Source organism: Caballeronia sp. SL2Y3 (genome assembly GCF_022879575.1).
In the GTDB taxonomy this organism is placed as follows: domain Bacteria; phylum Pseudomonadota; class Gammaproteobacteria; order Burkholderiales; family Burkholderiaceae; genus Caballeronia.
On record NZ_CP084261.1, the window covers coordinates 257,958 to 283,173 of the forward strand.

Below are 25,216 nucleotides of genomic sequence, written 5' to 3' on the forward strand. Positions count from 1 at the left end.
GAAAGAAAGACTTAAACGCGCGCCTGCACGCCTTCCTTGTCGCGCGCGCGCCAAAGCCGAGCGCGCTGCGTGCTGTCCTCGTACTGAACCGTGTTCTGCCGGCACGCTTCGATCGTCATGTTCTTGCGCTCGACGATCGCCTGGCAGAGAAACTCCGCGCTATACGCCTTGAGCAGATGCGGACACTGGGTCCCGATGTACTGCGCAATCTTCCCGTAGTCGCTGTCCGCCGATGCCAGCGAGCGATACGTGTCCGCGTCCCAGCGGAACATCAGGTCGAGTTCTTCGAAAGCGGTGTTGAACGCGCAGACTTGCGCCAGAACTTCCCGGTCGTCGCTATGCATGGCTTGGCTCATGATCGTCTCCTCAGTGGCCGCAGGGCATACACGCAGGATAGGAAAAGCCATTCATACAGGACAGTCAAAGTTTCTTCGGCTAACCATTCCGTTTGAGTTATGAATCGGGTTTCCCCGTCTTTGCGACGATATGCGTGATCGCTTCGATCTGCGCGGCGCCTTCGTCGATCAGAAATTGTTTGAAGGCGAGCGCTACTGGCGGCAAGCGCTTGTTGTTGCGATGCACGACAAACCAGTTGAGCATCACGGGAAAGCCTTCTATATCCAGTACGGCGAGCTTGCCGACCTGCAATTCCATGCTGATGGTATGCGCGGATAAAAAACTCAGTCCCATTCCGGCAATCACGGCCTGTTTGATGGTCTCGGTGCTCGTGATCTCCATCGCGACGTTGAGATTAGTGAGCCTGCCCGCGAAGCCTTCTTCCATCGAATTCCACGTGTCCGAGCCACGCTCGCGCACGATGAACGGTTCGTCGGCGAGCGATTCCAGCGGAATATTGCTTCGTCCGACGAGCGGATGATCGGGCGGCGCGACGATCACATAAGGATGCGGCGCAAACGACACGTTGACCGTGTCCATATCGCGCGGCGGCCGGACCATGACGGCGAGATCCGTCAAATTGTCGGAGAGTTGATGCAGCAGTTCCTCGCGGTTATGCACGGCGAGATTGAGCCGGACGTCCGTATTACGTTTGGTGAATTCGGCCAGCAGACGAGGAAAGAAGTAATCGCCCGCGCTGATCACGGCGACGTTGAGCGTGCCTCCGGAAATACCCTTGAGACGCGCCATTGCGTCGTCGGCTTCGCGGAATTGCTCGAGTATCGCCCTGCTGTAATGGAGCATTTCGTTCCCGGCCGGAGTGAGATAGATTTTCTTGCCGAGCTGTTCGAAAAGAGGCAAGCCGGCGTGCTCTTCCAGCTGCTTGACCTGCGTGGATACGGCGGGCTGCGTGAGATAGAGCTCTTCCGCCGCCCGCGAAAAACTCAGGCGTCGCGCGACCGTTTCGAAGATTTTGAGTTGGCGCAGAGTGGCATTTCGCAGCACGGCAGGCCCTCATCCATTCACGATAGCTAACTTATACAATAATTTATTTTAACTTTCCTTAATCATTTTTGTCCCCCACGATGCTTTCACGTGCCCCGCAGTTGTAAGCCGGTTTTCAGCCGACGCAGTGAGCGCCGCAGAGCACGCAGCATCGAGCCCGACAGGGCTGCATCGACCATCCGGACCTCTTGGGAATCGCTCGAAATGATTCTTCGATCGCCTGACGCGGATGTTGGCCCCAAGCGCGAACCCATCGCCCTTCTGGACACGCGACGCCACGCCCGCGCCGCCTGGCCGGAGCACCTTCCCTGACCGACCGCAACGCCCGCCGGCCCCGCGCCGGTGATCTCGCTGTACATCAAGCGCCGCACGAGCGCAGAGACAGATATCGGAGACAGACATGGCAAGCGCAGACACGGTGGTGTCCGGGCAGTCGCACGGGCGTCACCACAACCGTTGGATCCAGCTGGCGATCGGCATTCTATGCATGGGCCTCGTCGCCAATCTCCAGTACGCCTGGACCCTTTTCGTCGTGCCGATGGATGCCAAGCACCATTGGGGCCAAGCGGCCATTCAGACGGCGTTCACCATCTTCATCGTCACCGAAACCTGGCTCGTGCCAGTCGAAGGCTGGCTCGTCGACAAGTTCGGGCCGCGTCCGGTCGTGATCGGCGGATCGGTGTGCGCGGCCATCGGCTGGGTCATCGACGCGCACGCGACAAGCCTCGTTCATCTCTATATCGCGGCGGTCATCGCGGGCATCGGCGCGGGATGCGTGTACGGCACGTGCGTCGGCACGGCGCTGAAGTGGTTCCCGGACAAGCGCGGTCTCGCGGCCGGCCTGACGGCGGCGGGCTTCGGCGCCGGCGCGGCGGTCACGGTCATCCCGATCTCGAACATGATCCAGTCCTCGGGCTACGAACACGCGTTCATGTTCTTCGGCATCTTCCAGGGCGTGTGCATCTTCCTGCTCGCGCTCATGCTCGTGCGTCCGAAGCCCCCGGTGAACGTCGCGCCGGCCAAGCGGATCGTGTCCACCAAAATCGACTACACGACCGGCCAGATGGTGCGCTCGCCGCTCTTCTGGGTGCTCTATTTGATGTTCGTGTTCGTCGCGGCGGGCGGCGTGATCGCCACCGCGCAGTTCGGGCCGATCGCGAAGGAATACGGCTTCGCGAAGATGCCGGTGAATGTGCTGGGCATCACGCTGCCGCTGCTCGCGATGACGCTTTCCATCGACAACCTATGCAACGGCTTCACGCGTCCGCTCTGCGGTTTCATCTCGGACAAGATCGGCCGCGAGAACACGATGTTCATTATCTTCCTTGGCGAGGGCGTGGCGCTGCTCGGGCTGATGCAGTTCGGACATCATCCGTATCTCTTCATGCTGTTCGCCGCGATGACGTTCCTCTGCTGGGGCGAAATCTTCTCGATCTTCCCGGCCACGTGCGCGGACACCTTCGGCAGCAAGTACGCCGCCGCCAACGCGGGCACGCTGTACACGGCCAAGGGCACGGCCTCGATGCTGGTGCCGCTCGCATCGGTGCTCGCGTCGGTCGGATCGTGGAATGCGGTGTTCATCACGGCCGCCACGACGTCGATTGCCGCGGGTCTGTGCGCCAAGTTCGTGCTCGCGCCGATGAGAAAGCGCTGGATCGAGAACACGGTCGCCGCCACCTCGGGCGATTCGTCGATCAACGCGTCGTTCCAGGCGGGCTGGCCCGAAGCACCGGGCAAGACGTCGGTTCAATAACGAACGCAAAGGAAGGCAGCGCATGCGCGAACGCCCGGCCGCTCCCGCGCATGCGCTTTCGGTGTCGCTGCATCAGTTGCGGCTTTTCGTGACGCTCGCGCGATACCGCAGCTTCACCCGCGCCGGCGACGAATTCGGCATCACGCAATCGGCGGTGAGCCGCAGCATTCGAGAACTCGAAGACGAAATCGCGCTGCGGCTCTTCGACCGGACCACGCGCCAGGTCACGCTCACCGACACTGGACGCAAGCTGCTCGCGCGCATCGCGCCGCTCGTCGAGGAACTGGAAGCGACACTGCGGCCGAGCGCCGACGCTCAAGCCGGGCAGGGCATTGTCCACATGGCGAGCAGTTGCGGCCTGACGGCGAGCGTGCTTCCCGCGCTGCTCGCGTCGTGCAAGGAGCGGCTGCCGGACGTGAGCATCACCGTGCTGGACCGGCCGCAGAACGCCGTGCTCCAGCTTGTGCGCTCGGGCGAGGCGGAAATCGGCGTCGTCATTGCGCCGGACAATCTGGACGAACTCGCCTTCGAACCGCTATTCGCCGATGGTTTCGCAGCGGTGGTCGGCGCGTCGCATCGACTGGCGGACGCGGCGCTTCTGGAGTGGACGCAGTTGCGCGGCATGCCGCTCCTTCTGCTCGACGACGACACCGGCAGCCTCGCCGCCGTCGAAGCCGCGCTCGCGCGCCACGCGGTGGCGGGCGCAGTGCGGCAGCGGCTGACGCAGCCGGTCGCGGTGGCGCGCATGGCGGAGGCCGGTCTCGGCGTCGGCGTTCTGCCGATGCACGCCCGCCTCGCCTGCGACAGCGCCCGCACGCGATTCATTCCCCTCGCGCCCGACCCCGCGCGCACGGTCATGATCGTGCGCCGCCGTGGCCGCGCGCTGCGCGAGAGCGCGGCGCATGTCTGGTCGCACTTCATCGCATCCTCGACGCATACTCTCAACACGTCACAGGCCATCGAGGCCTGAGCGACGCGTCCGTTTATCCCGACGACACCGCAACGCCGCCGGCGCATGCGGGTTTTCGCTCGTCTGCCGCCGCACGAATCGCCTTGTTCTGGGTGAGCGTGGAATGTAGTATCTTGTATATCAGAAGACCGCAAGACTACGACTCTAGGAGACGAGCATGAAGATCTGCGTGTATGGCGCCGGAGCCATCGGCGGTTACATGGGCGCGCAAATCGCGCGGGCCGGAGCGGACGTCAGCTTCGTGGCGCGCGGGCCGCACCTCGCGGCGATGCAGGCGAACGGCGTGCGGCTCAGGATCGACGGGCAAGAGCACACGGTCAAAGTGCGCTGCACGAACAATCCCGCCGAACTCGGGCCGCAAGACTACGTGATCATCGCGTTGAAGGCGCATTCGGTGCCGGGCGTGGTCGACCTGATGCCGCCGCTGCTCGGACCGGACACGGCCATCGTCACAGCGGTCAACGGCTTGCCTTACTGGTACTTCTATCAGCACGGCGGCGCGCTCGCCGGCACGACGCTGCAAAGCATCGATCCGGGCGGCAGGCAATGGAGCGTCTTCGGGCCGGAGCGGGCCATCGGCTGCGTGCTGCTTCCAGCGGCGGAAATCGTGGAGCCGGGCGTCATCGAACATCACTACGGCAAGAAGTTTCCCATCGGCGAGCCGAGCGGGGAGACCACGCCGCGCCTTCAGGCACTGCACGACATCATGGCCGCCGCCGACATGGAAGCGCCAATGCGCGACAACATTCGCGATGAAATCTGGCTGAAGCTCTGGGGCAACCTTTGCTTCAATCCGATCAGCGCGCTCACGCACGCGACGCTCGATGTCCTCACGAGCGACCCCGGCACCCGCGCGCTCTCCAAGGCGATGATGCTGGAAGCGAAGGCGATCGGCGACAAGATCGGCGTCAACTTCCGCGTGGACGTAGAGCGGCGTATCAACGGCGCGGGGGCGGTCGGCGCGCACAAGACGTCGATGCTGATGGACTGCGAAGCCGGCCGGCCGATGGAGATCGACCCGCTCATTACGGTCGTGCAGGAGATCGGCCGCCTGGTGCACGTGGAAACGCCGATGATCGATGCGGTCCTCGCATTGATCAAGCTGCGCGAAGCGGTGAATCAGGGAACCACGCGGACGCCTGCGCCGCCGCAAACGCAAAAAGCGGCCTAAACTGGATCGGAGGGCACCAGCGTTGTTTCTGATATACAAGATGCAAAATATGTTGCGTCCTGTTGCGACGCAACATATACTAGGGGCTCTTGAGTGATTTGACCGGAGCCTGAAATGAGCATCGCCTTGTTGGTTGTCGTTGGAATCGCGCTGGTTGCCGTGGGTGTGGGCGTTACGTTTATGATTGCGTCGGCGGTGCCGCAGGACATGCTGCAGCGCGCACAGGAACACGGTCGCTTTGCCGGACTCGCGGCGGACGACCAGAACGGCGGTTCGGGCAAGCGCGTCGTCGCGGACCGTCCGCAAATGGGAAACCAAGCCATCAATGCCATCTGATACTCAATCCGTAGACAGGCCGGAAGTTCGCCCGAACGGGCTGACGCTCTCGCTGGAGCCGATCAACGCCACGGTTTCGCTGCGCGATCAGGCGTACGCGAAACTGCGGCAGGCGATTGCGGAGGCGGACATCTACCGTTCGCGGGAAGAAATCCGTCTGGACGAAAAAGAGCTGACGGAAGCGTTGGGCGTCTCGCGAACGCCTATCCGCGAGGCCATGACGCTCTTGGAGCAGGAGGGCTTTCTGCGCACGGTGCCGCGCCGCGGGGTGTATATCCTGCGCAAGACCAAGCGCGAGATCGTCGAGATGATTCACATGTGGGCGGCGCTCGAAAGCATGGCGGCGCGCCTTGCCACGCAGCGCGCGACGGACGAGGAGATCGCCCAGCTTCGCCACATGTTCGACAATTTCCGCGACAGCACGCCGGCCGAGCATATCGACGAGTATTCGGAAGCGAATATCGCGTTCCATCAGGCCATCGTGCGGCTGTCGAAGTCGCAGATCATCTTCGACACGATCAAGAACATCTTCGTGCACGTGCGCGCCATCCGGAAGATGACGATCTCGCAGAGCGACCGCGCGTCGCGCTCGATCGTCGATCACATGCGCATCATCGAGGCGCTGGAGAAGCGCGACACCGAGCTCGTCGAGCGGCTCGTGCGGCAGCATTCGCTGGATCTCGCGGCGTTCGTCGAGGCGAACTGCGATTTTCTGGATTGAGTGTCGGGCAGCACGAGCAGTAAAGCAGAAGGCCGCACGGCAACCGCCGTGCGGCCTTTTTCATGCGCCCGCAAGACGCGCTAGCGCATCGCCCGCAGCATCGTTTCGCCGAGCGCCGCCGGCGAATCGGCGACGTGGATGCCCGCCGATTTCATCGCGTCGATCTTCGCGCTCGCCGTGCCCGAGCCGCCCGATATGATCGCGCCCGCGTGGCCCATGCGGCGTCCCGGCGGCGCGGTCGTCCCGGCGATGAAGCCGACCACCGGTTTCTTCGTCTTCGCGTCCTTCAGGAACTGCGCCGCTTCTTCCTCCGCCGATCCGCCGATCTCGCCGATCATGATGATGCCTTCGGTCGCGTCGTCGGCGAGGAAAAGCGACAGGCAGTCGATGAAGTTCGTCCCGTTCACCGGATCGCCGCCAATGCCGATGCACGTCGTCTGGCCGAGCCCGGCGGCGGTCGTCTGCGCGACGGCCTCGTAAGTCAGCGTGCCCGAGCGCGACACCACGCCGATCTTCCCCGGCTGATGAATGTGTCCCGGCATGATGCCGATCTTGCACGCGCCCGGCGTGATGACGCCCGGACAGTTCGGCCCGACGAGCCGGCTCGCCGACCCCGCGAGCGCGCGCTTCACGCGCAGCATGTCGAGCACCGGGATGCCTTCCGTGATGCAGACGATCAGCGGCACTTCCGAGTCGATGGCTTCGAGAATCGCATCGGCGGCGAAGGGCGGCGGCACGTAGATCACGGACGCGTCGGCGCCGGTTTTCGCGACCGCATCGGCCACCGTGTCGAAGACCGGCAGGTCGAGATGCGTCGTGCCGCCCTTGCCGGGCGTGACGCCGCCGACCATTCGCGTGCCGTATGCAATCGCCTGCTCGGAGTGAAAGGTGCCTTGCGCGCCGGAGAAGCCCTGGCAGATCACCTTCGTGTTCTTGTCGATCAAAACGCTCATGGAGGCTTCCTCTCAAGGGCGGACGGCGCTGACGATCTTGTCGGCGGCATCGGCGAGGTTTTCGGCGGAGATGATGGTGAGACCGGACGTGCGCAGGATTTCGCGGCCGGCATCGACATTCGTGCCGGCCAGGCGGACGACGAGCGGCACGCGTAGGTCCACTTCCCGCGCCGCCGCGACGACGCCTTCTGCGATCACGTCGCAGCGCATGATGCCGCCGAAGATGTTGACGAGAATGCCTTGCACCTTCGGATCGCGCAGAATCAGCTTGAACGCGGTCGCGACGCGTTCCTGCGTCGCGCCGCCGCCCACGTCCAGAAAGTTCGCCGGCTCGCCGCCGTAGAGCTTGATGATGTCCATGGTGGCCATGGCGAGGCCCGCGCCGTTCACCATGCAGCCGATGCTGCCGTCTAGCTTCACGTAGTTGAGCCCGTGCTTCGCGGCTTCGATTTCGGCCGGGTCTTCTTCGTCTTCGTCGCGCAGGGCTTCGACGTCCGGATGGCGATACAGCGCGTTGTCGTCGAAATTGAGCTTCGCGTCGAGCGCCATGACGTCGCCGGAACCGGTCACCACGAGCGGATTGACCTCGACCACGGATGCGTCGAGTTCCACGAAGGCCTGATACAGCGCGGCGATGAACTTCGACGCCGCTTTCACCTGATTGCCGGTGAGCCCCAGGCCGAACGCAACTTGCCGCGTATGAAAGGGCTGAAGGCCGGTCGCGGGATCGATCGCGACCTTGAGAATCTTCTCGGGCGTGCGATGCGCGACTTCCTCGATCTCCATGCCGCCTTCGGTCGACGCCATGATCGTGATGCGCGAGCTCGCCCGGTCGACCAGCATGCCGAGATACAGCTCGCGCGCGATGTCGCAGCCTTCCTCGATATAAAGGCGCTTGACTTCCTTGCCGGCTGGTCCGGTCTGCTTCGTCACGAGCACCGACGACAGCATCTTCTGCGCGTTCTCGCGCACGTCTTCCACCGACTTCACCACGCGCACGCCGCCTTTGCCCTCCGGATCGTTGGCGAAGCGGCCCGCGCCACGTCCCCCCGCATGAATCTGCGACTTGACGACCCAGACCGGGCCTCCGAGCGCGCTGGCGGCATCGGCGGCCTCCTGCGTCGTGAAAGCGACGCGGCCTTGCGGCACCGCGACGCCGTACTTTCGCAGCAGCGCCTTCGCTTGATATTCGTGGATGTTCATTGCGTCTCCTGTTTCGTCCGGCGCGTGCGGACAGCCCGAGCGCTCCGGCCGTTGTCGTGGATGCGCGTGACGAATGCAGCGGTCAGCGCTGATATTAGATATATCACATATCAAGATCGCGGTGATAGCTACGGACCGTTTTGCGTTGCAGCATGAAGGAGCGTGCAACTCCCGGCCTGTCGAGCAGAAAGTCGTTCATGCACCGCATCACAGGGTTTGTTCCAATCAGATCATCGTTGACTAATACCGTGTGTGGAATATTGTATATCACAGCAACGGGACAACAGCGCGAGGTCCTGAGCGAAAGAACATCACCCCATTCGAGGAGGAGACACCACATGTCCGAAGTCGTCAGCAGCCGTCCGGAAGTCGCTCCAGCCACCACCACCGCCGATGACACGCTCAAGCAAAAGACGCGCGGCGCGGGCGTCGTCTCGGGCGGCCATCTCGTCGCGCGCGCCCTCAAGAACGAAGGCGTCGATACCATCTTCACGCTGTGCGGCGGCCACATCATCGATATCTACGACGGCTGCGTCGATGAAGGCATCCGCATCATCGACGTGCGCCACGAGCAGGTCGCCGCTCACGCCGCCGACGGCTACGCGCGTCAGACGGGCAAGCTCGGCTGCGTCGTGACCACGGCCGGACCCGGCTGCACGAACGCGGTCACGGGCGTCGCCACGGCGTTTCGCTCGGAAAGCCCGATCATCCATATCGGCGGGCAGGGCGCGCTCACGCAGCACAAGATGGGCTCGCTGCAAGACCTCCCGCACGTCGACATGATGTCGCCCATCACCAAGTTCGCGGCGACCGTGCCGAGCACCGAGCGCGTCGCCGACATGGTCTCGATGGCCGCGCGCGAAGCCTTCAACGGCGCGCCCGGCCCGGCGTATCTGGAAATTCCGCGCGACGTGCTGGACCGTGAAATCGACGTCAGCAAGGCCGTGATTCCGCAGCCCGGACGCTATCGCGCATCGACGAAATCGGTGGGCGATCCGAAGGACATCGAAACGCTCGCCGATCTGCTCGTGAACTCCGAGCGCCCGGCGATCCTCTACGGCCAGCAAGTCTGGACGGCGCGCGGCCACGAAGAAGCGATCGCGCTGCTGCGCGGCCTCGATATTCCCGGCTACTTCAACGGCGCGAGCCGCGGCCTGTTGCCGCCGGGCGATCCGCATCACTTCGACCGCACGCGCTCGCAGGCTTTCGCGGAGGCGGATCTGATCGTGATCGTCGGCACGCCGTTCGATTTCCGCATGGGTTATGGCAAGCGCATCAGCAAAGAGCTGAAGCTGGTGCAGATCGACATGGACTACCGCACGGTCGGCAAGAACCGCGATATCGACCTCGGGCTCGTCGGCGATCCGGGCGCGATTCTCGGCGCGGTGCTGCAAGCCGCGAGCGGGCGTCTGAAGAACGACAAGCGCCAGTCGCGCCAGGCGTGGATGCGTGAACTCGCGGCGGCGGAAGAAACCGCGGCCGCCAAGCTCATGCCGCTCTTCACGTCCGATGCAAGCCCGATTCATCCGTATCGCGTCGCGCACGAGATCAACCAGTTCCTTTCCGACGACACGATCTATATCGGCGATGGCGGCGACGTCGTCACGATTTCGGCGCAAGCCGTGCGTCCGCGCCGCCCCGGCCAGTGGATGGACCCCGGCGCGCTCGGCTCGCTCGGCGTCGGCACGGGCTTCGCCATCGCGGCGGGTCTCGCGAATCCGGAAAAGGAAGTGCTGTGCTACTACGGCGACGGCGCGTTCTCCATGACCTCGTTCGACATGGAAACGGCCAACCGCTTCGGCGTGCCGTACATCGCGGTGATCGGCAACAACTCGGCGATGAACCAGATCCGCTACGGCCAGCTCGCGAAATACGGCGAAGAGCGCGGCAACGTCGGCAATCTGCTCTCGGACGTGCCGTATGGCCGCTTCGCCGAAATGCTCGGCGGCTACGGCGAGGAAGTGTACGAGGCGTCGAAGATCGCGGGCGCGTTGCAGCGGGCGCGCGAGTCGATCGCGAAGACGGGCAAGAGCGCGGTCATCAATATCTGGGTCGATCCTACGGTTTACGCCCCTGGCACGATGGCCCAGACCATGTACAAATAAAGAACGCGATCGAAGACACAGGGAGACAGCCATGAACACCTCGGGCAAGGCACTGGATGGCGTACGCATCCTCGATTTCACGCACGTTCAATCGGGTCCGACCTGCACGCAGTTGCTGGCGTGGTTCGGCGCCGACGTCATCAAGGTGGAGCGCGCCGGCGCGGGCGACATCACGCGGGAACAACTGCGCGATATCCCCGATGCCGACAGCCTCTACTTCACGATGCTGAACCACAACAAGCGGTCGATCACCATCGACACGAAGAATCCCGAGGGCAAGAAAGTGCTCGAAACGCTCGTCAAGAAGTGCGACGTGCTCGTCGAGAACTTCGCGCCGGGCGCGCTCGACCGCATGGGCTTCACGTGGGAGCGCATCCAGGAGCTGAACCCGGCGATGATCGTGGCGTCCGTCAAGGGCTTCGGGCCGGGGCCGTACGAAGACTGCAAGGTCTATGAGAACGTCGCGCAGTGCGCGGGCGGCGCGGCATCGACCACGGGTTTCGACGACGGCCCGCCGACCGTCACCGGCGCGCAGATCGGCGATTCCGGCACGGGGCTGCATCTCGCGCTCGGCATCGTGACGGCGCTGTATCAGCGCAACCGCACGGGGCGCGGGCAGAAAGTGCTCGCCGCGATGCAGGACGGCGTGCTCAATCTGTGCCGCGTGAAATTGCGCGACCAGCAGCGGCTGGAACGCACCGGCGTCATGAAGGAGTACCCGCAGTATCCGAACGGCAAGTTCGGCGACGCGGTGCCGCGTGCGGGCAATGCGTCGGGCGGCGGCCAGCCGGGCTGGATTCTCAAGTGCAAGGGCTGGGAAACCGATCCGAACGCGTACATCTACTTCATCACGCAGGCGCCGGTGTGGGGCGAGATTTGCAAGGTCATCGGCAAGGAAGAGTGGATCGAGCATCCGGACTACAAGACGCCGAACGCTCGCCTGCCGCGTCTCAAAGAGATCTTCGCGGAAATCGAGCGCTGGACCATGTCGAAAACCAAGTTCCAGGCGATGGAGATCCTGAACAAGCACGACATTCCCTGCGGCCCGATTCTCTCGATGAAGGAAATCGCCGAAGAACCGTCGCTCAGAAAGACCGGCACGGTCGTGGAAGTCGACCATCCGGTGCGCGGCAAATACCTGACGGTCGGCAACCCGATCAAGCTCTCGGACAGCCCGACCGAAGTCGTGCGCTCGCCGCTGCTCGGCGAACATACGGACGAAGTCATGGCCGAGCTCGGCTACACGCCCGACCAGATCGCCACGCTGAAGAGCCTCGGCGCGATCTGAGCCTTCACTCCCTATGCGCCCTTCGCGCGCTGCCCGCAACGGGCGGCGCGCGGTCCAGACACGTCCTCGAATACACGGAGACACGCCAACATGAACAGCACGGTCGTCCAGGAACGCAGCGAAACAGTCCAATCTTCCACGCCGGCATCGAACGTCGTGCCGTTGCACGCGGCCGACGCCAAGCGCCGCGTCGCGGAAATCTTCGAGCGGGTGAAGGCCGAGGGCCGCGCGTCGCTGACCGCGCCGGAAGGCAAGCTCGTCTGCGACGCCTACGGTATTTCGGTGCCGCAGGAAGGCGTCGCGACCAGCGCCGAGGACGCGGCCAAACTCGCGTCCTTCATCGGCTTTCCGGTGGTGCTGAAGATCGTCTCGCCGGAGATTCTGCACAAGACGGAGGCGGGCGGCGTGCTCGTCGGCGTGAAGAACGAAGCGGACGTGAAGGCGGGCTTCGCGACCATCATCGAGAACGCGAAGAAGTACGACGCCAACGCGACCATCGTCGGGGTGCAGGTTCAGCAGATGGTCGGCGCGGGGCAGGAAGTCATCATCGGCGCGGTCACGGACCCGTCGTTCGGCAAGCTGATCGCGTTCGGGCTCGGCGGCGTGCTCGTCGAAGTGCTGAAGGACGTGACGTTCCGCTTGGCGCCCGTCACGCGCGAAGAAGCCGCGTCGATGCTCGACGGCATTCAGGCCGCCGATGTCCTGCGCGGCGTGCGCGGTTCGGAGGCCGTGAATCGCGAGGCGCTCGTGACGCTGATCGAGCGCGTGTCGCACCTCGTCGACGACTTCCCGCAGATCTCCGAGATGGACCTGAACCCGGTCTTCGCGAGCCCGAGCGGCGCCGTGGCGGCGGACGTGCGCATCGTGATGGACTTCGAGCCGGCCGAGCCGCGCTATCGCCCGACGCAGGAGCAGATCGTCAGGCAGATGAACCGCATCATGAAGCCGGATGCAGTCGCGGTGATCGGCGCGTCGAACGAGGACGGCAAGATCGGCAACTCGGTCATGAAGAACCTGATCAACGGCGGCTATCAGGGAACCATCTACCCGATCCACCCGAAGGCCGACGAGATCATGGGCCGCAAGGCATACAAGACCGTGAAAGACGTGCCCGGCGTGATCGACGTGGCCGTGTTCGCGATTCCCGCGAAGTTCGTCGCGCAGGCGCTGGTGGAGGTGGGCGAGAAGCAGATTCCCGGCGCGGTGCTGATTCCGTCCGGCTTCGCCGAAACGGGCAACCAGGAGGGGCAGGAAGAGCTCGTGCGCATCGCGCGTCAGTACGATATCCGCATGATGGGCCCGAACATCTACGGCTTCTACTACACGCCGAAGAATCTGTGCGCGACCTTCTGCACGCCGTACGACGTGAAGGGCAAGGCGGCGCTCTCGTCGCAATCGGGCGGCATCGGCATGGCGATCATCGGCTTTTCGCGCTCGGCGAAGATGGGCGTGTCGGCCATCGTCGGCCTCGGCAACAAGAGCGATATCGACGAGGACGATCTGCTCACGTTCTTCGAGCAAGACGACAACACGGAAATCATCGCGCAGCACTGCGAAGATCTGAAGGATGGGCGTTCCTTCGCGGAAGCCGCGCGGCGCGTGTCGAAGAAAAAGCCGGTCGTCGTGCTGAAGGCGGGCAGAACGAGCCTCGGCGCGCGGGCGGCGAGTTCGCACACCGGCGCGCTCGCGGGCAACGACAAAATCTACGAGGACGTGTTGGCGCAATGCGGCGTGATCCGCGCGCGGTCGCTGCGCGATCTGCTCGAATTCGCGCGCGGCATTCCGAAGCTGCCGACGCCGAAGGGCGAGAACACGGTCATCATCACGGGCGCGGGCGGCTCGGGCGTGCTGCTCTCGGACGCCTGCGTGGACAACGGCCTTTCGCTGATGACGATGCCCGACGATCTCGACGCCGCGTTCCGCAAGTTCATCCCGCCGTTCGGCGCGGCGGGCAATCCGGTCGATATCACGGGCGGCGAGCCGCCGACCACGTACAAGAACACCATCAAGCTCGGGCTGGAAGACGACCGCATCCATTCGATCATTCTCGGCTACTGGCACACGATCATCACGCCGCCGATGGTCTTCGCCAAGCTCGTGATCGAGGTGAAGGAGGAGATGAAGGCGCGCGGCATCGAAAAGCCGATCGTCGCGTCGCTGGCCGGGGACGTGCAGGTGGAGGAGGCCGCCGAGTATCTGTACGAACACGGCGTGCCGGCCTACGCGTATTCGACCGAGTTGCCCGTCGCGGTGCTCGGCGCGAAATACAAGTGGGCGCGCGGCGCGGGCCTGATCTGATCCGATTCGATCCGAGGGAACGGCGCGGGCCGCGGCTCGCGCCAATTAGAAAAGGACTCCCGTGACCACCTGGATACGTTTCCGCGATGCCGACGGGCATATCGGCTTCGGCGCGCTCGACGAGCGCTCGGGCCGCGTCGTGCAGCACGACGGCGCGCTGTTCGACCAGCCGCGCCCGACCGACATCTCCTTTCCCGTGGACGACCTCACGCTGCTCGCGCCGTGCGAGCCGAGCAAGGTCATCGCGCTCTGGAACAAATATTACGCGCTCTCGCAGAAGCTCGACAAGGCGCCGCCGCAACATCCGCTCTTTTTGATCAAGCCGCCGATGTCGGTGATCGGGCCGAACGAATCGATTCGCCGGCCGAAGAATTATCACGGCAAGATCGCCTACGAGGGTGAACTAGGCGTCGTGATCGGCAAGAAAGTGTCGTGCGCGTCGGTGGAAGAAGCCGAGGATGCGATTTTCGGTTTTACCTGCGTGAACGACGTCACCGCCATCGAACTGCTTCAGGAAGATCCCAACTTCGCGCAGTGGTGCCGCTCGAAGGGCTTCGACACGTTCACGTGTCTCGGGCCGGGAATCGTCAGCGGTTTGGACTGGCGCAGCGCGAATGTCGTGACCACGGTGGAAGGCGTCGAGCGCCAGAACTACCCGCTCGACGACATGATTTTCTCGCCCGCCGAGCAAGTGAGCCTCATTTCGCACGACATGTCGCTTGCGCCCGGCGACGTGATCGCGTGCGGAACGTCCATCGGCGTGGGGTCGATCAAGGACGGCGCGCGCGTCGATGTGTCGATCGCGGGGATCGGCACCTTGTCGAATGTGCTCGCCGCGTAGAGCGTAAGAGCGCCACAAACGACAAAGCCGGCGCGCGAGACGCCGGCTTTGTCGCTCGAAGGCGTGCGCGCTGCGGTATTACGCAGCGCGTCGCGCTTTAGACTACCGATCGCGATTCCACAACGCGCCCAGCAGGAACCCGACGGCCGCAGCAATCAGAACGCCGTTGATCGGCTGATCCGAGACGACACTGCGAACGTTGTCGAGCGTCTGCCCGTACGTCTGCTGCAGCGAGCCGAGCGCCTGACGCGCCTTGCCCTCGACCTGCGTGCCCGAATCGCCCGTCAGCGCGCCGACCGCGTCCTGCACCTTGCCGACCACGTTTTGAGCCGTGCCTTCCACTTGATCTTGCACCATGGTGCCTCCCATTCTCGTTGAAGCGGTTTGCGTTGGTATTGCCCCGTTACTGCTTCGAATCAACCGGCAGCGCCGGAACGGACGATAGAGCACGCTTCATGCCCAGCGCGCCGCCCGCTCACCTGCGGCTCGCCAGATCCGCCACCAGCGTGAGCAAATCGTCGATGGAAAGCGGCTTTCTGCGGAACCGCGCGTCGGGATGATCGAGTTCCGGCGCGTTCGCGGCGGCGCTCATCAGAATGACCGGCACCTTGTTGAGCGTATCGCTTTGCGCGAGACTGCGGATCAACTCGACGCCGTCCATGTGCGGCATCATCCAGTCGGTGATGATGATGTCCGGCGCGTCCATGTTGGCGGCATCGAGCGCAATGCGTCCGTTGGACGCCGTCGTCACCTCGTAGCCTTCCATCTCCAGCACGAGCCGCCAGGTGGTCAGGATGTCGAATTCGTCGTCGACGACAAGGATCTTTTTCATGTGCGCGGGCCGGGATCCGACACGGACAGCGCAGGCGAGAGCGACGGATGGCCGGACAGGATGCCTGTCGGCCCGATGAAGCTCTCCGTGATGTGCAGGCCGCGCGCGTCGATCGTCAGGCGGCGAATTCCGGAATCGTGCGCGCTCTCGCGCTGCTTGACGACAGACACCATGCGATAGAGCGCGGAATTCGCCTCGACATAGCGCATCAGCACGATATTTTCGGTCATCGCCGACGCGCGCATGGTGCTGGGCGGCGCGGATTCGCCGTAGAGCGGCAGTTCCTCCGTGACGATCGTCGTGACGCCTGCATCGCGCAGGCGCAGCGTGAGCGCGTTCAGGTACAGCCCGAAACGCTCCGCGCGGTTCGCCGACTGCTGAAAGCCGTCGATGCCGTCCACCACGAGCCGCGATGCGTTCGTGCGCGCGACGACGCCGAGCAGTTGCGCGGCGAGTTCGTCGATGGAAAGTTCGACCGCCGAATGCCACTCGATCGTAAGGCGCCCGTCCTTCGCCGCGTCGCTCAGATCGATATTGACCGACCGCGCCTTTGCAATCAGCCGGTCCGGCGATTCGTACAGACCGAAATAGACGCAATGCTCGCCGCGTTCGACGCCCGCCTGCAGGAACTTGAGCCCGAGCAGCGTCTTGCCGACACCGGAAGGCCCGACGAGCGTCGTCGTCGAGCCGCGCGCCACGCCGCCGCCCATCATGCGGTCGAACTCGGCGAAACCGAACGACAGCTTGGTATCGTAGTGGCGTGGCGCGTGCTGGTTCGCGCGCGAAGCCTCGAGACGCGGATACGCGGCGAGGCCGTTGTTCGAGATGCTGAAGAAGTGCTTGCCGAGCAGATGATCGCGGGCGCGCAACTTATGCACCTCGATCTCGCGCGAGCGGCGCATGCCGGTGCTGAAGCGGTTCAGCTCGATCAGTCCGTCGACGAGCGTGTGCTCCGGATGCGGCTCGTTGCCCGAGAGCGGCGCGAGAATCAGCGTGGTGCACCGCGCCGCGCTGACGAACGCCGAAAGCTCGTGGATGAACTGCGAGAGTTCGAGCTCCGTCGAGCTGAACTCGCGTGCGCTGCGAAAGCCGTCGATCACCATGAAGCGCGGGCGGCTCGCCTTGATCGTCGAAGCGATCAGCGCGAGAAAGCCGGAAAGCCCGTCGCGCATGAGTTCGTGATAGCCGCTCACGAAGAGCATGCGGCCGGAAATGGCGTTGGCGTCGTAAAAGGACAGCGCCCGCAAATGCGAAAGCAGCTTGGTGTGCGATTCCGCGATGAGCGTGATGTACAGCACCTTGTCGCCTTGCGCGACGCGATGAAAGGCGATCTGTGACGAGAGAATCGTCTTGCCGGCGCCCGCCATGCCTTCGATCAGGTAGAGCCCGCCTCCGACAAAGCCGCCGCCGAGTATCTCGTCCAGGCCCGGGACGCCCGTGGTCACGTTGTCGTCGTTCGCGGCGCGCTCGGGTGCAGGTTCGGAGGGCAGATTGTCGTCTTGGGTCATGAAATTTTCGTTTTTACTCGGCGCAGCGGCTCGTACAGAACGCGAATTATGGCTGACAATGGTCAACATGTCGCCGTTTGAATCGCTCGCATTCTCGCGCGGGCTTCGTGGAGCGGCTCGATTACTGCCCGCGCCGCCGACGCAAGCGGTCCTCGCGAGTGCGTTGACGCTTCGGCTTGCATATTCCGAGCCCGTGGCTCCCCGATGCCCGATGTGTCCCGGAGAACGGCAGTTTGAGAACCGTCTCATGGGCGGCGGACGTCGCCGCTGGTCAAATACGCTCCTCGATGTCTGGAGCCGCGCGTTCTCCAGCTCCGCCTCCCGGCGCGTCGCGCCAGTCTCTGCTTTTCTCGCCATGAACCGTTCGCACTCGATCTGGAGCGCCGTCGCGCTCGCCGCCTGTCTGACTTCCTACCTGCTCTCGTCCGCTACGCCTTCACGAGCCGCCGAGCCGTTGCCGGACCCGCATATTCTTTCGGCTGTGCCGTTTGTTTTCACCGCCGATAGCGGCATTTTCTCGCCGATGCCCGTTTCACCTACGGACTCGCGCATATTTTCTCCGCTTCAAACGCCGGGTAATCGCGAAACGGTGAACATCTCGGAAGCGCGAAACAAGCGTCCGCAATTCGCATAACGCCGCTCTAAAACCGGCTCGCATTCATCGCGGCGTCTCGTCATAATCCAGGCTGATTCCGTTTTAAATGGCCGGGGAAGATTGCAATGAAACGCGTGGCTGTTTCGAAACTGGCGCTGACCGTGGGCTTTTGCGCGTTATCGATGAGCGTCGGCGCCGCGCCCGTCGAAGCACAATCCGCCCGCGCGCCGGATACGCCGGCCACTGCGCCATCCGCGAACGGCGACGTCGCGGAATTAGAAGCGCTGACCCGCGACGGCAAGCTCATAGTCCTGCGGAAAACCGCGAACGGCAGTTACGGCGCGAGCCTCGCTTATTATCGCGAGCAAATGACGTATTACGCGGCGTTATTTCAACTCGACAAATTCTGGCGCGTATTGAAGACGCAAAACGAGGCGCGCGCCGAATCGGTTTATTCGGACTTCGCGAAGTCGTCGGTGACGCTGGCCGATGCGGAAATCCGCCGGATCAAGCTCGAAGCGGAAACGGCTTTCTCCCAGCGGCAGATCGCCGCGCAGCAGGAGCGCGCGAATCGCTTGCAGGCTGATCTCGATGTCGCTCACGCGCAGCAAAGCGAAGTGGCGAGTCATCAGCAAGCGGAGCAGGACGCCATTCGCCAATTGCGCACCGAGCAGGCGGCGGCGCAGGCGCAGCTTCGCGCGCTGCAATTGCGCGTGCAGGAGTTGCAGAAGCAGGCCGACGGCGATCTTTCCGCATCGGGAAAATAACGCCTCATTCTCGACTCGGAAAAGTTCGAGAAATTTGGGATTTATCCCGGCGGGAAATGCAAAACCCGTTGCTAGAATCGCAACGCTTCAAAACGCCCGCTTTCATTCAAGCCGGGAAACATCAGGCGTCATGCCGTATTACATAGCGCGCCTGAATCCAGATCTCGCGTTCTCCAATCGAATCAAAGATGCTTAAGAAAACCGTTGCCGCCGTTCTCGCTGCCGCCGCTGTGCTCGCAGGTTGCTCCACCACTTCCGGGCCGACGTTCAATGTCAATGAAATCCAGACATCGAGCGGGCAGAAGGCGTTTCGTGCCGAATGCTACGGCGTATTCCAGAACGGCAGTTCGTGCATGCAAGCCGCGCAGAAAATGTGTGGAAATCAGCCGGTCAATGTGTTGCAAAACGTAGAAGGCACGAATGCGCCGGGCAACGCGGGCGAAGTCGTCTTCACGTGCGGGATGCCGCAGCAAGCACCGGTCGCGCAGACGCCCGTTCAGCAGGCCGAGCCGCAGCCGGTGGTCGCCGCGACGCCGGTCATTGCGCCGGTGCGCAAGGTCACACTCGACGAGAAGACCAACTTCTCGTTCGATAGCGCGCAACTCACGCCGAAAGCCCGCGCCATTCTCGACAAGCTCATCGCCGAAGGTCGCGGCGTGACGTTCTCGTCCGTCGTGGTGCAGGGTTATACGGATTCCATCGGTTCGGCGTCGTACAACGTCGCATTGTCGCAGCGCCGCGCGCGCGCCGTGCTCGAATACCTGAAGACCCACGGCCTGCAAGCGCAGGACTTCGCGACGAAGGCTTACGGCGAGTCGCATCCGATCGCATCGAACGCGACGAGCGCTGGCCGTGCCGAGAACCGTCGCGTGGAAGTCGTGCTGACGCAATAACGCGCTGAAGCGTCGTAGGCAGACAAAAGCAAAAGCTCGCGGACCGCACAGTCCGCGAGCTTTTTTTCGTCGTCGCGACGCTCAGAAGAGGGCGAGTTGCGCGCGTCCCCGGCCGCCTTCGAGCGTCAGAAGCGATCGCTTCCGCTCCACGCCGCCGGCGTAGCCCGTCAACTCACCGTCGCCGCCGATCACGCGATGACATGGCACGATGATCGCCACCGGATTTCGCCCGTTCGCGCCGCCCACGGCCCGCGATGCGCCGGGCGGCAAGCCGAGCCGCCGCGCGAGATCGCCGTACGTCCACGCATCGCCGAAAGGAATCTGACGCAAGAGGTCCCAGACCTGCTGCTGAAACGGCGTGCCGCGCAGTCTGACCGGCACTGAAAAGGTCAGCCGCTCACCGGCGAAATACTGGGCAATTTCATCGCACGCGGCTTCGATCACGCGCGGCGCGGGCCGGCCGTCGTGGACAATCGCGTGCGGCGGCAGCCCGGCGGGGAAGTGCTTCTGCCCGACGAAAAAGAGGCCGGTCAGATGCGCGTCCTCGGCGCGATACAGAATCGGCCCGAGCGGACTCGGGCGGACGTGGCATTCGATCACGCTGCGCTCGCGAGACGCGCCGATGCCGTCAGATGAACGGATTATCGGCCGTGCCGGTGGGCGCGGGCGGCTCGTCCGGCAGCTTCGCCGGCAGATGCGCGTCCTTCGCGAGCGACTCGACGATTGCGCCGAGCGCGTCGTGCAGCGCCTTCGCGGCGGCGAGGCCGGCCTGGTCCCGCGCGATGGTCAGATCGCCGCTGATCGTCACGCGCGTCTTGCCGTTGACGATGTTGATGGCGTCGCCCGCGATGTTCAGGGCGTCGGTATCGTTGGCAAAGGGCTTAAACACCTCTCAATCCTCCAATTCGTTTGTCCTTGAGCGCGTCCGGAATGCCGGGAAACGCGAGGCCGCTCATTGCTTCGAGTTCGCGCACGGTCTTCATCGTATAGGTATTCGTCGGCGTGTTCTCGACGACTACCGCGAACGCAACTTGCCGCTGCGGCAAATACACGACCTTGTACAACTGCGTCGGCACGAACACACGCGATTCGCCGATCGTCTGCAATTGCCGGCCCGAGAACAGCGGCCCGGTGACGACGTACGCCTCGCCGGACTCCTCCGTGAGCCGGCGCACCGCCTGCTCGATGCGCGACCAGATGCGCCGGTTATTCGACGGATCCTGCGGCACGATGTTCGCGAGCGAGAACGATTCGGCCATGCCCTGCTTGCTCGCCCGGTCGCCCGCCGGGCTCATGTGGCCGCGGTCGTAACCGCTGCGCTTGTAGTCGTCGAGTTGCGCGCTGTCGCCGCGCGGCAGCCGCTTGTCGACGAAGAAGCGATTGGTGCGCGTGTTGTCCTTCGCGTCATCGACGCTCTGCGCCGTGAGATGTTCCGCCGACCACAGCGGCCCGTGCGTGACGCCCGAGTGCAGGAGCGCGAAATCCGAATAGCAGATTTCCTGCGTGGACGCGCGCATCTTCGCGTTCGTCACGACGGGTTCGCGCCCGGACGGGCTGAACTGCGGGCAGTCGTTCGCGACCGCGCTGATGCACACGGCGCCGAGCAGCGCGGCGACGAGTGCCTTGAACCTTGCTTGCATGCTTTGAAAATCCCGACTGATTGCGATGCCCTGAAACGCCCCCGGCTGCGCCCGATTCGACGCGCGGCCAGCGAGGGCGGCACAGTATAAGGGCTTGCCGCGCGCTAGAATCGCTCGGGCCATTCATCTCGATAAAAACAGCTCATGAAATCGATGCCTCTCTTCGCGCGGTCCTTGCTGCTTGCTTTCGCTTGCTGTGTTTCGTCGATGACTGCAGCGCCCGCATCCGCCGATGAACCCGCGTACGGTCCCGAGTTGCAGGGCTTCGACTATCCGTATCCGGTCGCGCGCTTTGCATTCACGTCGCAGCGGCAGGTGCTGCGCATGGCGTATATGGACGTCCATCCGGCGCATCCTAACGGGCGCACCGCGGTGCTGCTGCACGGCAAGAACTTCTGCGCGGCGACGTGGAAAGAGACGATCGAGACGTTGTCCGATGCGGGCTATCGCGTGATCGCGCCGGACCAGATCGGCTTTTGCAAGTCGACGAAGCCCGAGCGCTATCAGTACAGCTTCCAGCAACTGGCGCGCAACACGCACGCGCTGCTCGGCGCGCTGGGCGTGAATCGCGCGACGCTGATCGCGCATTCTACGGGCGGCATGATCGCGGTTCGCTACGCGCTCATGTATCCGCAGGAGACCGAGCAACTGGCGCTCGTCAATCCGATCGGGCTGGAAGACTGGAAGGCGAAGGGCGTGCCGTCCATTTCCATCGACGACTGGTATGCGCGCGAGCTCAAGACGAGCGCCGAGGGCATTCGCAATTACGAGAAGAACACGTACTACGCCGGCCAGTGGCGCGACGACTACGAGCCGTGGGTGCAGATGCTCGCGGGCATGTATCGCGGGCCGGGGAAGGATATCGTCGCGTGGAATTCGGCGCTGCTGTACGACATGATTTATACGCAGCCTGTTGTCTATGAATTCGATAAGTTGAAGACGCCGACGCTGCTCCTGATCGGCGACAAAGACACGACGGCCATCGGCAAGGATCTCGCGCCGCCCGAGATTCGCACGACGCTCGGGCGCTATCCCGAATTGGCGAAACGCGCGAAGGAGCGGATCCCGAACGCGACGCTCGTCGAGTTTCCGGACGCCGGTCACGCGCCGCAGATGCAGGAGCCGGCGGTGTTTCATAAGGCGTTGTTGGAGGGGCTCGCGGCGGGGCGAATAGATCGGTGAGCGTTCGAGGCGTCGTATAGCTACCGTTGCTCCGACGCTCAGTTGCCGTTAGGCAGAAACATCTGCTTCTACTCTATGCTTCTTCGCGGACCGCAGAGAGACACTTGCAAATGTGCTGGAGCCGGCCAATCTCGGAAGTGTGACCGACCAGTTAGAATTGCCGACGATCGAAACTTCTCGTGTCAAGTGGGACGCGAGACGAGAATTTCGCGGTGCCAGTTTTCAAACGCGCTGGAAACCGCGTGCCAAATAGTTAAACAACAGTACGAGAGCGAAGTCGGAGAATATGGCAGAGATCAGCCGTGAGCGTATCGAGCAACTGGTCAGACGTCCGGGCGAAAGTCTGGTCGTCGAGATCAAGACTTGGATATCGCCGCAGGAGCCAGCTGGACTGGCTAAAATCGTCAAGGGCGCGATCGCATTGCGCAACCGCGGCGGCGGCTATCTCCTTGTCGGGTTCAACGACAAGACGCAGCAGCAAGACCGTGACGGTGTTCCTCCAGACGTACGTGCTTCATTTCACGTGGATATTATCCAAGGGCTGGTCGCCAAATACGCGTCGGAGCCGTTCGAAATTGCCGTCGAGTTTGTTGAGCACGAGGGCCTTGTCCATCCAGTCTTAGTGATTCCGGCCGGCGTCCGTACACCTGTCGCCATCAGAGCAGATCTAAAGGACGGAGATACTTTCCTGCTCCGTACCGACGATGTTTATTTCCGCACTCTTAATTCAAGCAACGTAGTCAGCACCGCCCGAATCAAGTGGAAAGACTGGCGGGATCTGCTAGATGTCTGTTTCGACAACCGCGAAGCCGACATTGGCAGATTTCTGCGCAGACATCTTGCTGGAGTGGATCCTGCCACCTTGGCGATGGCGGTTACTGGCAACGCAACCGCTCAGAGATCAATCGCGGAACGCCTGGAAAGTCTTATGACCGAGGGCTTGGGCCGCTTCCGAAGCATCGTCAAGGAGCGCAATTTGACACTTCCTCCGCATGGCTCATGGGAAGTTGGGCTGATCATTGATGGTGAATTTCGTGCGCAACGCGATTTGCAGGCTTTTGCTAACCTGCTGAGCGTAAGTAACCCTGACTACACCGGGTGGCCGGTTTGGCTGAGCAGCCGGCAATTCAGCGATCCAGAATCGCGACCTTACGTATTGGATGGGGGATGGGAAGCGATGATCGTGCAAATTGATCCCTCCTTCTTTAGTCATGTCGACTTCATGCGGAAAGACCCAAGGGGCCGATTCTATAGCTATCGCGCGCTAGAGGACGACATTAGTTCAAACCAGAACGCGCCCAAACCTATGAGAGTCCTTGATGCGATCTTGCCGGTACTTCGGACTGGTGAGGCGATCGCGGTCGGTCTGGCGTTCGCCAAGGCGCTGCAAGCTGAAGAGCATGCGAAACTGGAGTTCATGTTCCGCTGGAACGGACTAAAGGATCGCGTTCTTACCTCGTGGTCAGATCGAATGCGCTATGTTACGCAGCGCACGACTAAACAGAATTGTGTGACGTCGTTGGTCACTGTTCCGCTCGATGCGCCGCCGTCTGCGCTTGGGGAATATGTGAAGACCGCCATACAACCGCTGTACGAGATTTTCGAAGGCGACACGTTTCCCGGCTCGGTCGTCGACGAATTGATACAGAAACTACTTGGCCGTCGAATGTGATTGCAACAGGTAACTAACCTGTATCTCTAGAATATCCAGGAGTTCGTCCGCGCAACGAAGAGGCGGTTTAGACCTACAGTGCAAGACCGGGGACGTTTCGTAAGGCGCTGTCAGAGGGGATGGCGGGGAATCGCTGAGCGGTCGTGAGGGCCTCTGTCCGGCCACTAAATTCCTGTATCGCTCGCCAATATGCGAAACCATTCGGGGCTAGTTTGCTGGTCATCGCGAGATCCGGCGAGGCCGCTTGCGTACTCGAGCAAGCGGCAAGGAAAGTCGGTTGAGAACGGCGATCCTCGAGAAAGCTATATTCGGAATAGTCTTTGAGGCACAGGGGAATAAAGGTACTCGTGGCTTGTTGCAAGCCTGAAGCTACTTAGATCTCCTCGTTTTCATCGAAGTCGTGGTGGACAAACGTGGATTCAGAACCCTCGTAATCCTCGATGATCTGCTGGTGCTCGTTCAAGGGCTCGACGTACCGCTTGTGTGTCTCGATGGCCAAATGCACGTCGGACTTCTTGACGGCGCGTTCGCCCATCGGTTCGTAAGTGTTGATGATGCCTTGCACGTCCTCCGAAGTCATCGGCACCTGCCATTTGGTCATATACGTTGCGATCGCGAGCGGCGACATGTTCGCCTCGTGCATCTCCATGATGCGCCGCTGATTTCCTTCGCGATTACTCATTCTGTGATAGCTCATTAAGGCTCCTAAGAGTTCCCACCTGACGGCCAATTCCGCAAAGTGTCCCAACAGAGACGCCGGGACGGCAGAAATGGGGCCGAAAAGAACCATTTCAAGTCCCGCCGTGCCGCCGTGCCTGGTGCAAACGCTTGAGGCCCGGTGTGCACTGCTCGGACGTCCACAGTCCAGCTGCGAATTCGTCCGCGCCGACTCCGCTGTGGCTGGGAAAGCGACTCTCTTCGGAAATCCAAGAGGGATGGTCCTGCCTTCGATAGATCTGTACTGCGCTCGAATCCCTCTGCATAACGTTTCGGAAAGGTGACCGCGACAAGGGTTCTCCTTGAGCGTATGGAAGCGTAAGTTTGCGGATAGTGTCACCAATGGTGCTGGCGAGATGTTTATGCCGTG

At 62.8% G+C, this 25,216-nt stretch carries 25 protein-coding genes; 14 read left to right on the forward strand and 11 right to left on the reverse strand.

Annotated elements, in window-relative coordinates:
* Window positions 1-11: 11 nt before the first annotated feature.
* Entirely contained in the window at window positions 12-356 is a 345-nt protein-coding gene (locus LDZ26_RS14490; RefSeq protein WP_244849857.1) for a hypothetical protein, read from the reverse strand.
* 97 nt (window positions 357-453) lie between these two features.
* Window positions 454-1,398 carry a LysR family transcriptional regulator gene (locus tag LDZ26_RS14495; RefSeq protein WP_244850224.1) on the reverse strand — a complete coding sequence of 315 codons (945 nt, stop codon included), beginning with the start codon at window positions 1,396-1,398 and terminating at the stop codon, window positions 454-456.
* Between the two features lie 403 nt (window positions 1,399-1,801).
* On the opposite strand from LDZ26_RS14495, the gene oxlT reads away from it, so the two are divergent.
* The 5 genes from oxlT to LDZ26_RS14520 all read left to right on the forward strand — a co-directional run bounded on the left by oxlT (window position 1,802) and on the right by LDZ26_RS14520 (window position 6,352).
* The gene (gene oxlT / locus LDZ26_RS14500) at window positions 1,802-3,154 is read left to right on the forward strand and encodes an oxalate/formate MFS antiporter (protein WP_244849858.1); all 1,353 of its coding nucleotides are present in this window, start codon (window positions 1,802-1,804) and stop codon (window positions 3,152-3,154) included.
* A 22-nt stretch (window positions 3,155-3,176) separates the two neighbouring features.
* A complete protein-coding gene (locus LDZ26_RS14505) occupies window positions 3,177-4,124 on the forward strand; it encodes a LysR family transcriptional regulator (RefSeq protein ID WP_244849859.1) in 948 nt (315 codons plus the stop codon).
* A gap of 157 nt (window positions 4,125-4,281) precedes the next feature.
* Complete coding sequence (locus LDZ26_RS14510) at window positions 4,282-5,295, forward strand: 2-dehydropantoate 2-reductase (protein WP_244849860.1); 1,014 nt, start codon at window positions 4,282-4,284, stop codon at window positions 5,293-5,295.
* Between the two features lie 114 nt (window positions 5,296-5,409).
* Window positions 5,410-5,631, forward strand: coding sequence for a hypothetical protein (locus tag LDZ26_RS14515; protein WP_244849861.1), 222 nt, complete (start codon window positions 5,410-5,412; stop codon window positions 5,629-5,631).
* Window positions 5,621-6,352, forward strand: a complete 732-nt coding sequence (locus LDZ26_RS14520) for a GntR family transcriptional regulator (RefSeq protein WP_175941041.1) — start codon at window positions 5,621-5,623, stop codon at window positions 6,350-6,352. The genes LDZ26_RS14515 and LDZ26_RS14520 overlap by 11 nt, the downstream gene beginning before the upstream one ends.
* Before the next feature lie 80 nt (window positions 6,353-6,432).
* Here the strand turns inward: LDZ26_RS14520 and sucD are convergent, their stop codons facing one another.
* Complete coding sequence (gene sucD / locus LDZ26_RS14525; RefSeq protein WP_244849862.1) at window positions 6,433-7,305, reverse strand: succinate--CoA ligase subunit alpha; 873 nt, start codon at window positions 7,303-7,305, stop codon at window positions 6,433-6,435.
* 12 nt (window positions 7,306-7,317) lie between these two features.
* A complete protein-coding gene (gene sucC / locus LDZ26_RS14530; RefSeq protein WP_244849863.1) occupies window positions 7,318-8,508 on the reverse strand; it encodes an ADP-forming succinate--CoA ligase subunit beta in 1,191 nt (396 codons plus the stop codon).
* Between the two features lie 338 nt (window positions 8,509-8,846).
* On the opposite strand from sucC, the gene LDZ26_RS14535 reads away from it, so the two are divergent.
* From LDZ26_RS14535 to LDZ26_RS14550, 4 genes are all read left to right on the forward strand, one after another.
* Entirely contained in the window at window positions 8,847-10,613 is a 1,767-nt protein-coding gene (locus tag LDZ26_RS14535; RefSeq protein WP_244849864.1) for a thiamine pyrophosphate-binding protein, read from the forward strand.
* Window positions 10,614-10,644: 31 nt separating this feature from the next.
* Window positions 10,645-11,901: a formyl-CoA transferase gene (gene frc / locus LDZ26_RS14540; RefSeq protein ID WP_175941045.1), complete on the forward strand. Its 1,257-nt coding sequence runs from the start codon at window positions 10,645-10,647 to the stop codon at window positions 11,899-11,901.
* 90 nt (window positions 11,902-11,991) lie between these two features.
* The gene (locus LDZ26_RS14545; protein WP_244849865.1) at window positions 11,992-14,199 is read left to right on the forward strand and encodes an acetate--CoA ligase family protein; all 2,208 of its coding nucleotides are present in this window, start codon (window positions 11,992-11,994) and stop codon (window positions 14,197-14,199) included.
* 61 nt (window positions 14,200-14,260) lie between these two features.
* Window positions 14,261-15,040 (forward strand): fumarylacetoacetate hydrolase family protein, encoded by a 780-nt coding sequence (locus LDZ26_RS14550; protein WP_244849866.1) that lies wholly within the window; start codon window positions 14,261-14,263, stop codon window positions 15,038-15,040.
* Window positions 15,041-15,142: 102 nt separating this feature from the next.
* Here LDZ26_RS14550 and LDZ26_RS14555 read toward each other — a convergent pair whose 3' ends face one another.
* The 3 genes from LDZ26_RS14555 to LDZ26_RS14565 all read right to left on the reverse strand — a co-directional run bounded on the left by LDZ26_RS14555 (window position 15,143) and on the right by LDZ26_RS14565 (window position 17,380).
* Window positions 15,143-15,397: a CsbD family protein gene (locus tag LDZ26_RS14555; protein ID WP_244816874.1), complete on the reverse strand. Its 255-nt coding sequence runs from the start codon at window positions 15,395-15,397 to the stop codon at window positions 15,143-15,145.
* Window positions 15,398-15,515: 118 nt separating this feature from the next.
* Complete coding sequence (locus tag LDZ26_RS14560; protein WP_244849867.1) at window positions 15,516-15,872, reverse strand: response regulator; 357 nt, start codon at window positions 15,870-15,872, stop codon at window positions 15,516-15,518.
* The gene (locus LDZ26_RS14565) at window positions 15,869-17,380 is read right to left on the reverse strand and encodes an ATPase domain-containing protein (RefSeq protein ID WP_244849868.1); all 1,512 of its coding nucleotides are present in this window, start codon (window positions 17,378-17,380) and stop codon (window positions 15,869-15,871) included. The genes LDZ26_RS14560 and LDZ26_RS14565 overlap by 4 nt, the downstream gene beginning before the upstream one ends.
* On the opposite strand from LDZ26_RS14565, the gene LDZ26_RS14570 reads away from it, so the two are divergent.
* The 3 genes from LDZ26_RS14570 (at window position 17,379) to LDZ26_RS14580 (ending at window position 19,635) form a co-directional block, all read left to right on the forward strand.
* Window positions 17,379-18,014 (forward strand): hypothetical protein, encoded by a 636-nt coding sequence (locus tag LDZ26_RS14570; RefSeq protein WP_244849869.1) that lies wholly within the window; start codon window positions 17,379-17,381, stop codon window positions 18,012-18,014. The genes LDZ26_RS14565 and LDZ26_RS14570 overlap by 2 nt on opposite strands.
* An 86-nt stretch (window positions 18,015-18,100) precedes the next feature.
* Window positions 18,101-18,742 carry a DUF2968 domain-containing protein gene (locus tag LDZ26_RS14575; protein WP_244849870.1) on the forward strand — a complete coding sequence of 214 codons (642 nt, stop codon included), beginning with the start codon at window positions 18,101-18,103 and terminating at the stop codon, window positions 18,740-18,742.
* Between the two features lie 188 nt (window positions 18,743-18,930).
* Complete coding sequence (locus LDZ26_RS14580; protein ID WP_244849871.1) at window positions 18,931-19,635, forward strand: OmpA family protein; 705 nt, start codon at window positions 18,931-18,933, stop codon at window positions 19,633-19,635.
* An 81-nt stretch (window positions 19,636-19,716) separates the two neighbouring features.
* On the opposite strand, the gene LDZ26_RS14585 is transcribed toward LDZ26_RS14580, so the two are convergent.
* From LDZ26_RS14585 to LDZ26_RS14595, 3 genes are read right to left on the reverse strand one after another with little or no spacing between them, the layout of a single operon-like run.
* The gene (locus tag LDZ26_RS14585) at window positions 19,717-20,235 is read right to left on the reverse strand and encodes a methylated-DNA--[protein]-cysteine S-methyltransferase (RefSeq protein WP_244849872.1); all 519 of its coding nucleotides are present in this window, start codon (window positions 20,233-20,235) and stop codon (window positions 19,717-19,719) included.
* 28 nt (window positions 20,236-20,263) lie between these two features.
* Window positions 20,264-20,524 (reverse strand): hypothetical protein, encoded by a 261-nt coding sequence (locus LDZ26_RS14590; protein WP_175941054.1) that lies wholly within the window; start codon window positions 20,522-20,524, stop codon window positions 20,264-20,266.
* Window positions 20,517-21,275: a DNA/RNA non-specific endonuclease gene (locus LDZ26_RS14595; protein WP_244849873.1), complete on the reverse strand. Its 759-nt coding sequence runs from the start codon at window positions 21,273-21,275 to the stop codon at window positions 20,517-20,519. The genes LDZ26_RS14590 and LDZ26_RS14595 overlap by 8 nt, the downstream gene beginning before the upstream one ends.
* Window positions 21,276-21,482: 207 nt before the next feature.
* On the opposite strand from LDZ26_RS14595, the gene LDZ26_RS14600 reads away from it, so the two are divergent.
* Together LDZ26_RS14600 and LDZ26_RS14605 are read left to right on the forward strand one after the other, a co-directional pair.
* Window positions 21,483-22,457, forward strand: a complete 975-nt coding sequence (locus LDZ26_RS14600; protein ID WP_244849874.1) for an alpha/beta fold hydrolase — start codon at window positions 21,483-21,485, stop codon at window positions 22,455-22,457.
* 286 nt (window positions 22,458-22,743) lie between these two features.
* On the forward strand, window positions 22,744-24,129 hold the full coding sequence (locus LDZ26_RS14605; protein ID WP_244849875.1) for a helix-turn-helix domain-containing protein: 1,386 nt from the start codon (window positions 22,744-22,746) through the stop codon (window positions 24,127-24,129).
* 373 nt (window positions 24,130-24,502) lie between these two features.
* Here LDZ26_RS14605 and LDZ26_RS14610 read toward each other — a convergent pair whose 3' ends face one another.
* Entirely contained in the window at window positions 24,503-24,826 is a 324-nt protein-coding gene (locus LDZ26_RS14610; RefSeq protein WP_244849876.1) for a hypothetical protein, read from the reverse strand.
* Window positions 24,827-25,216: the final 390 nt, after the last annotated feature.

What these genes read in the sequence shown, in the direction of transcription:
- LDZ26_RS14490 (WP_244849857.1), bottom strand. Translation starts at nt 356, where the DNA reads ATGAGCCAAGCCATGCATAGCGACGACCGGGAAGTTCTGGCGCAAGTC.
- oxlT (WP_244849858.1), top strand. Translation starts at nt 1,802, where the DNA reads ATGGCAAGCGCAGACACGGTGGTGTCCGGGCAGTCGCACGGGCGTCAC.
- LDZ26_RS14505 (WP_244849859.1), top strand. Translation starts at nt 3,177, where the DNA reads ATGCGCGAACGCCCGGCCGCTCCCGCGCATGCGCTTTCGGTGTCGCTG.
- LDZ26_RS14510 (WP_244849860.1), top strand. Translation starts at nt 4,282, where the DNA reads ATGAAGATCTGCGTGTATGGCGCCGGAGCCATCGGCGGTTACATGGGC.
- LDZ26_RS14515 (WP_244849861.1), top strand. Translation starts at nt 5,410, where the DNA reads ATGAGCATCGCCTTGTTGGTTGTCGTTGGAATCGCGCTGGTTGCCGTG.
- LDZ26_RS14520 (WP_175941041.1), top strand. Translation starts at nt 5,621, where the DNA reads ATGCCATCTGATACTCAATCCGTAGACAGGCCGGAAGTTCGCCCGAAC.
- sucD (WP_244849862.1), bottom strand. Translation starts at nt 7,305, where the DNA reads ATGAGCGTTTTGATCGACAAGAACACGAAGGTGATCTGCCAGGGCTTC.
- sucC (WP_244849863.1), bottom strand. Translation starts at nt 8,508, where the DNA reads ATGAACATCCACGAATATCAAGCGAAGGCGCTGCTGCGAAAGTACGGC.
- LDZ26_RS14535 (WP_244849864.1), top strand. Translation starts at nt 8,847, where the DNA reads ATGTCCGAAGTCGTCAGCAGCCGTCCGGAAGTCGCTCCAGCCACCACC.
- frc (WP_175941045.1), top strand. Translation starts at nt 10,645, where the DNA reads ATGAACACCTCGGGCAAGGCACTGGATGGCGTACGCATCCTCGATTTC.
- LDZ26_RS14545 (WP_244849865.1), top strand. Translation starts at nt 11,992, where the DNA reads ATGAACAGCACGGTCGTCCAGGAACGCAGCGAAACAGTCCAATCTTCC.
- LDZ26_RS14555 (WP_244816874.1), bottom strand. Translation starts at nt 15,397, where the DNA reads ATGGTGCAAGATCAAGTGGAAGGCACGGCTCAAAACGTGGTCGGCAAG.
- LDZ26_RS14560 (WP_244849867.1), bottom strand. Translation starts at nt 15,872, where the DNA reads ATGAAAAAGATCCTTGTCGTCGACGACGAATTCGACATCCTGACCACC.
- LDZ26_RS14570 (WP_244849869.1), top strand. Translation starts at nt 17,379, where the DNA reads ATGAAATTTTCGTTTTTACTCGGCGCAGCGGCTCGTACAGAACGCGAA.
- LDZ26_RS14565 (WP_244849868.1), bottom strand. Translation starts at nt 17,380, where the DNA reads ATGACCCAAGACGACAATCTGCCCTCCGAACCTGCACCCGAGCGCGCC.
- LDZ26_RS14575 (WP_244849870.1), top strand. Translation starts at nt 18,101, where the DNA reads ATGAAACGCGTGGCTGTTTCGAAACTGGCGCTGACCGTGGGCTTTTGC.
- LDZ26_RS14580 (WP_244849871.1), top strand. Translation starts at nt 18,931, where the DNA reads ATGCTTAAGAAAACCGTTGCCGCCGTTCTCGCTGCCGCCGCTGTGCTC.
- LDZ26_RS14595 (WP_244849873.1), bottom strand. Translation starts at nt 21,275, where the DNA reads ATGCAAGCAAGGTTCAAGGCACTCGTCGCCGCGCTGCTCGGCGCCGTG.
- LDZ26_RS14600 (WP_244849874.1), top strand. Translation starts at nt 21,483, where the DNA reads ATGACTGCAGCGCCCGCATCCGCCGATGAACCCGCGTACGGTCCCGAG.
- LDZ26_RS14605 (WP_244849875.1), top strand. Translation starts at nt 22,744, where the DNA reads ATGGCAGAGATCAGCCGTGAGCGTATCGAGCAACTGGTCAGACGTCCG.
- LDZ26_RS14610 (WP_244849876.1), bottom strand. Translation starts at nt 24,826, where the DNA reads ATGAGCTATCACAGAATGAGTAATCGCGAAGGAAATCAGCGGCGCATC.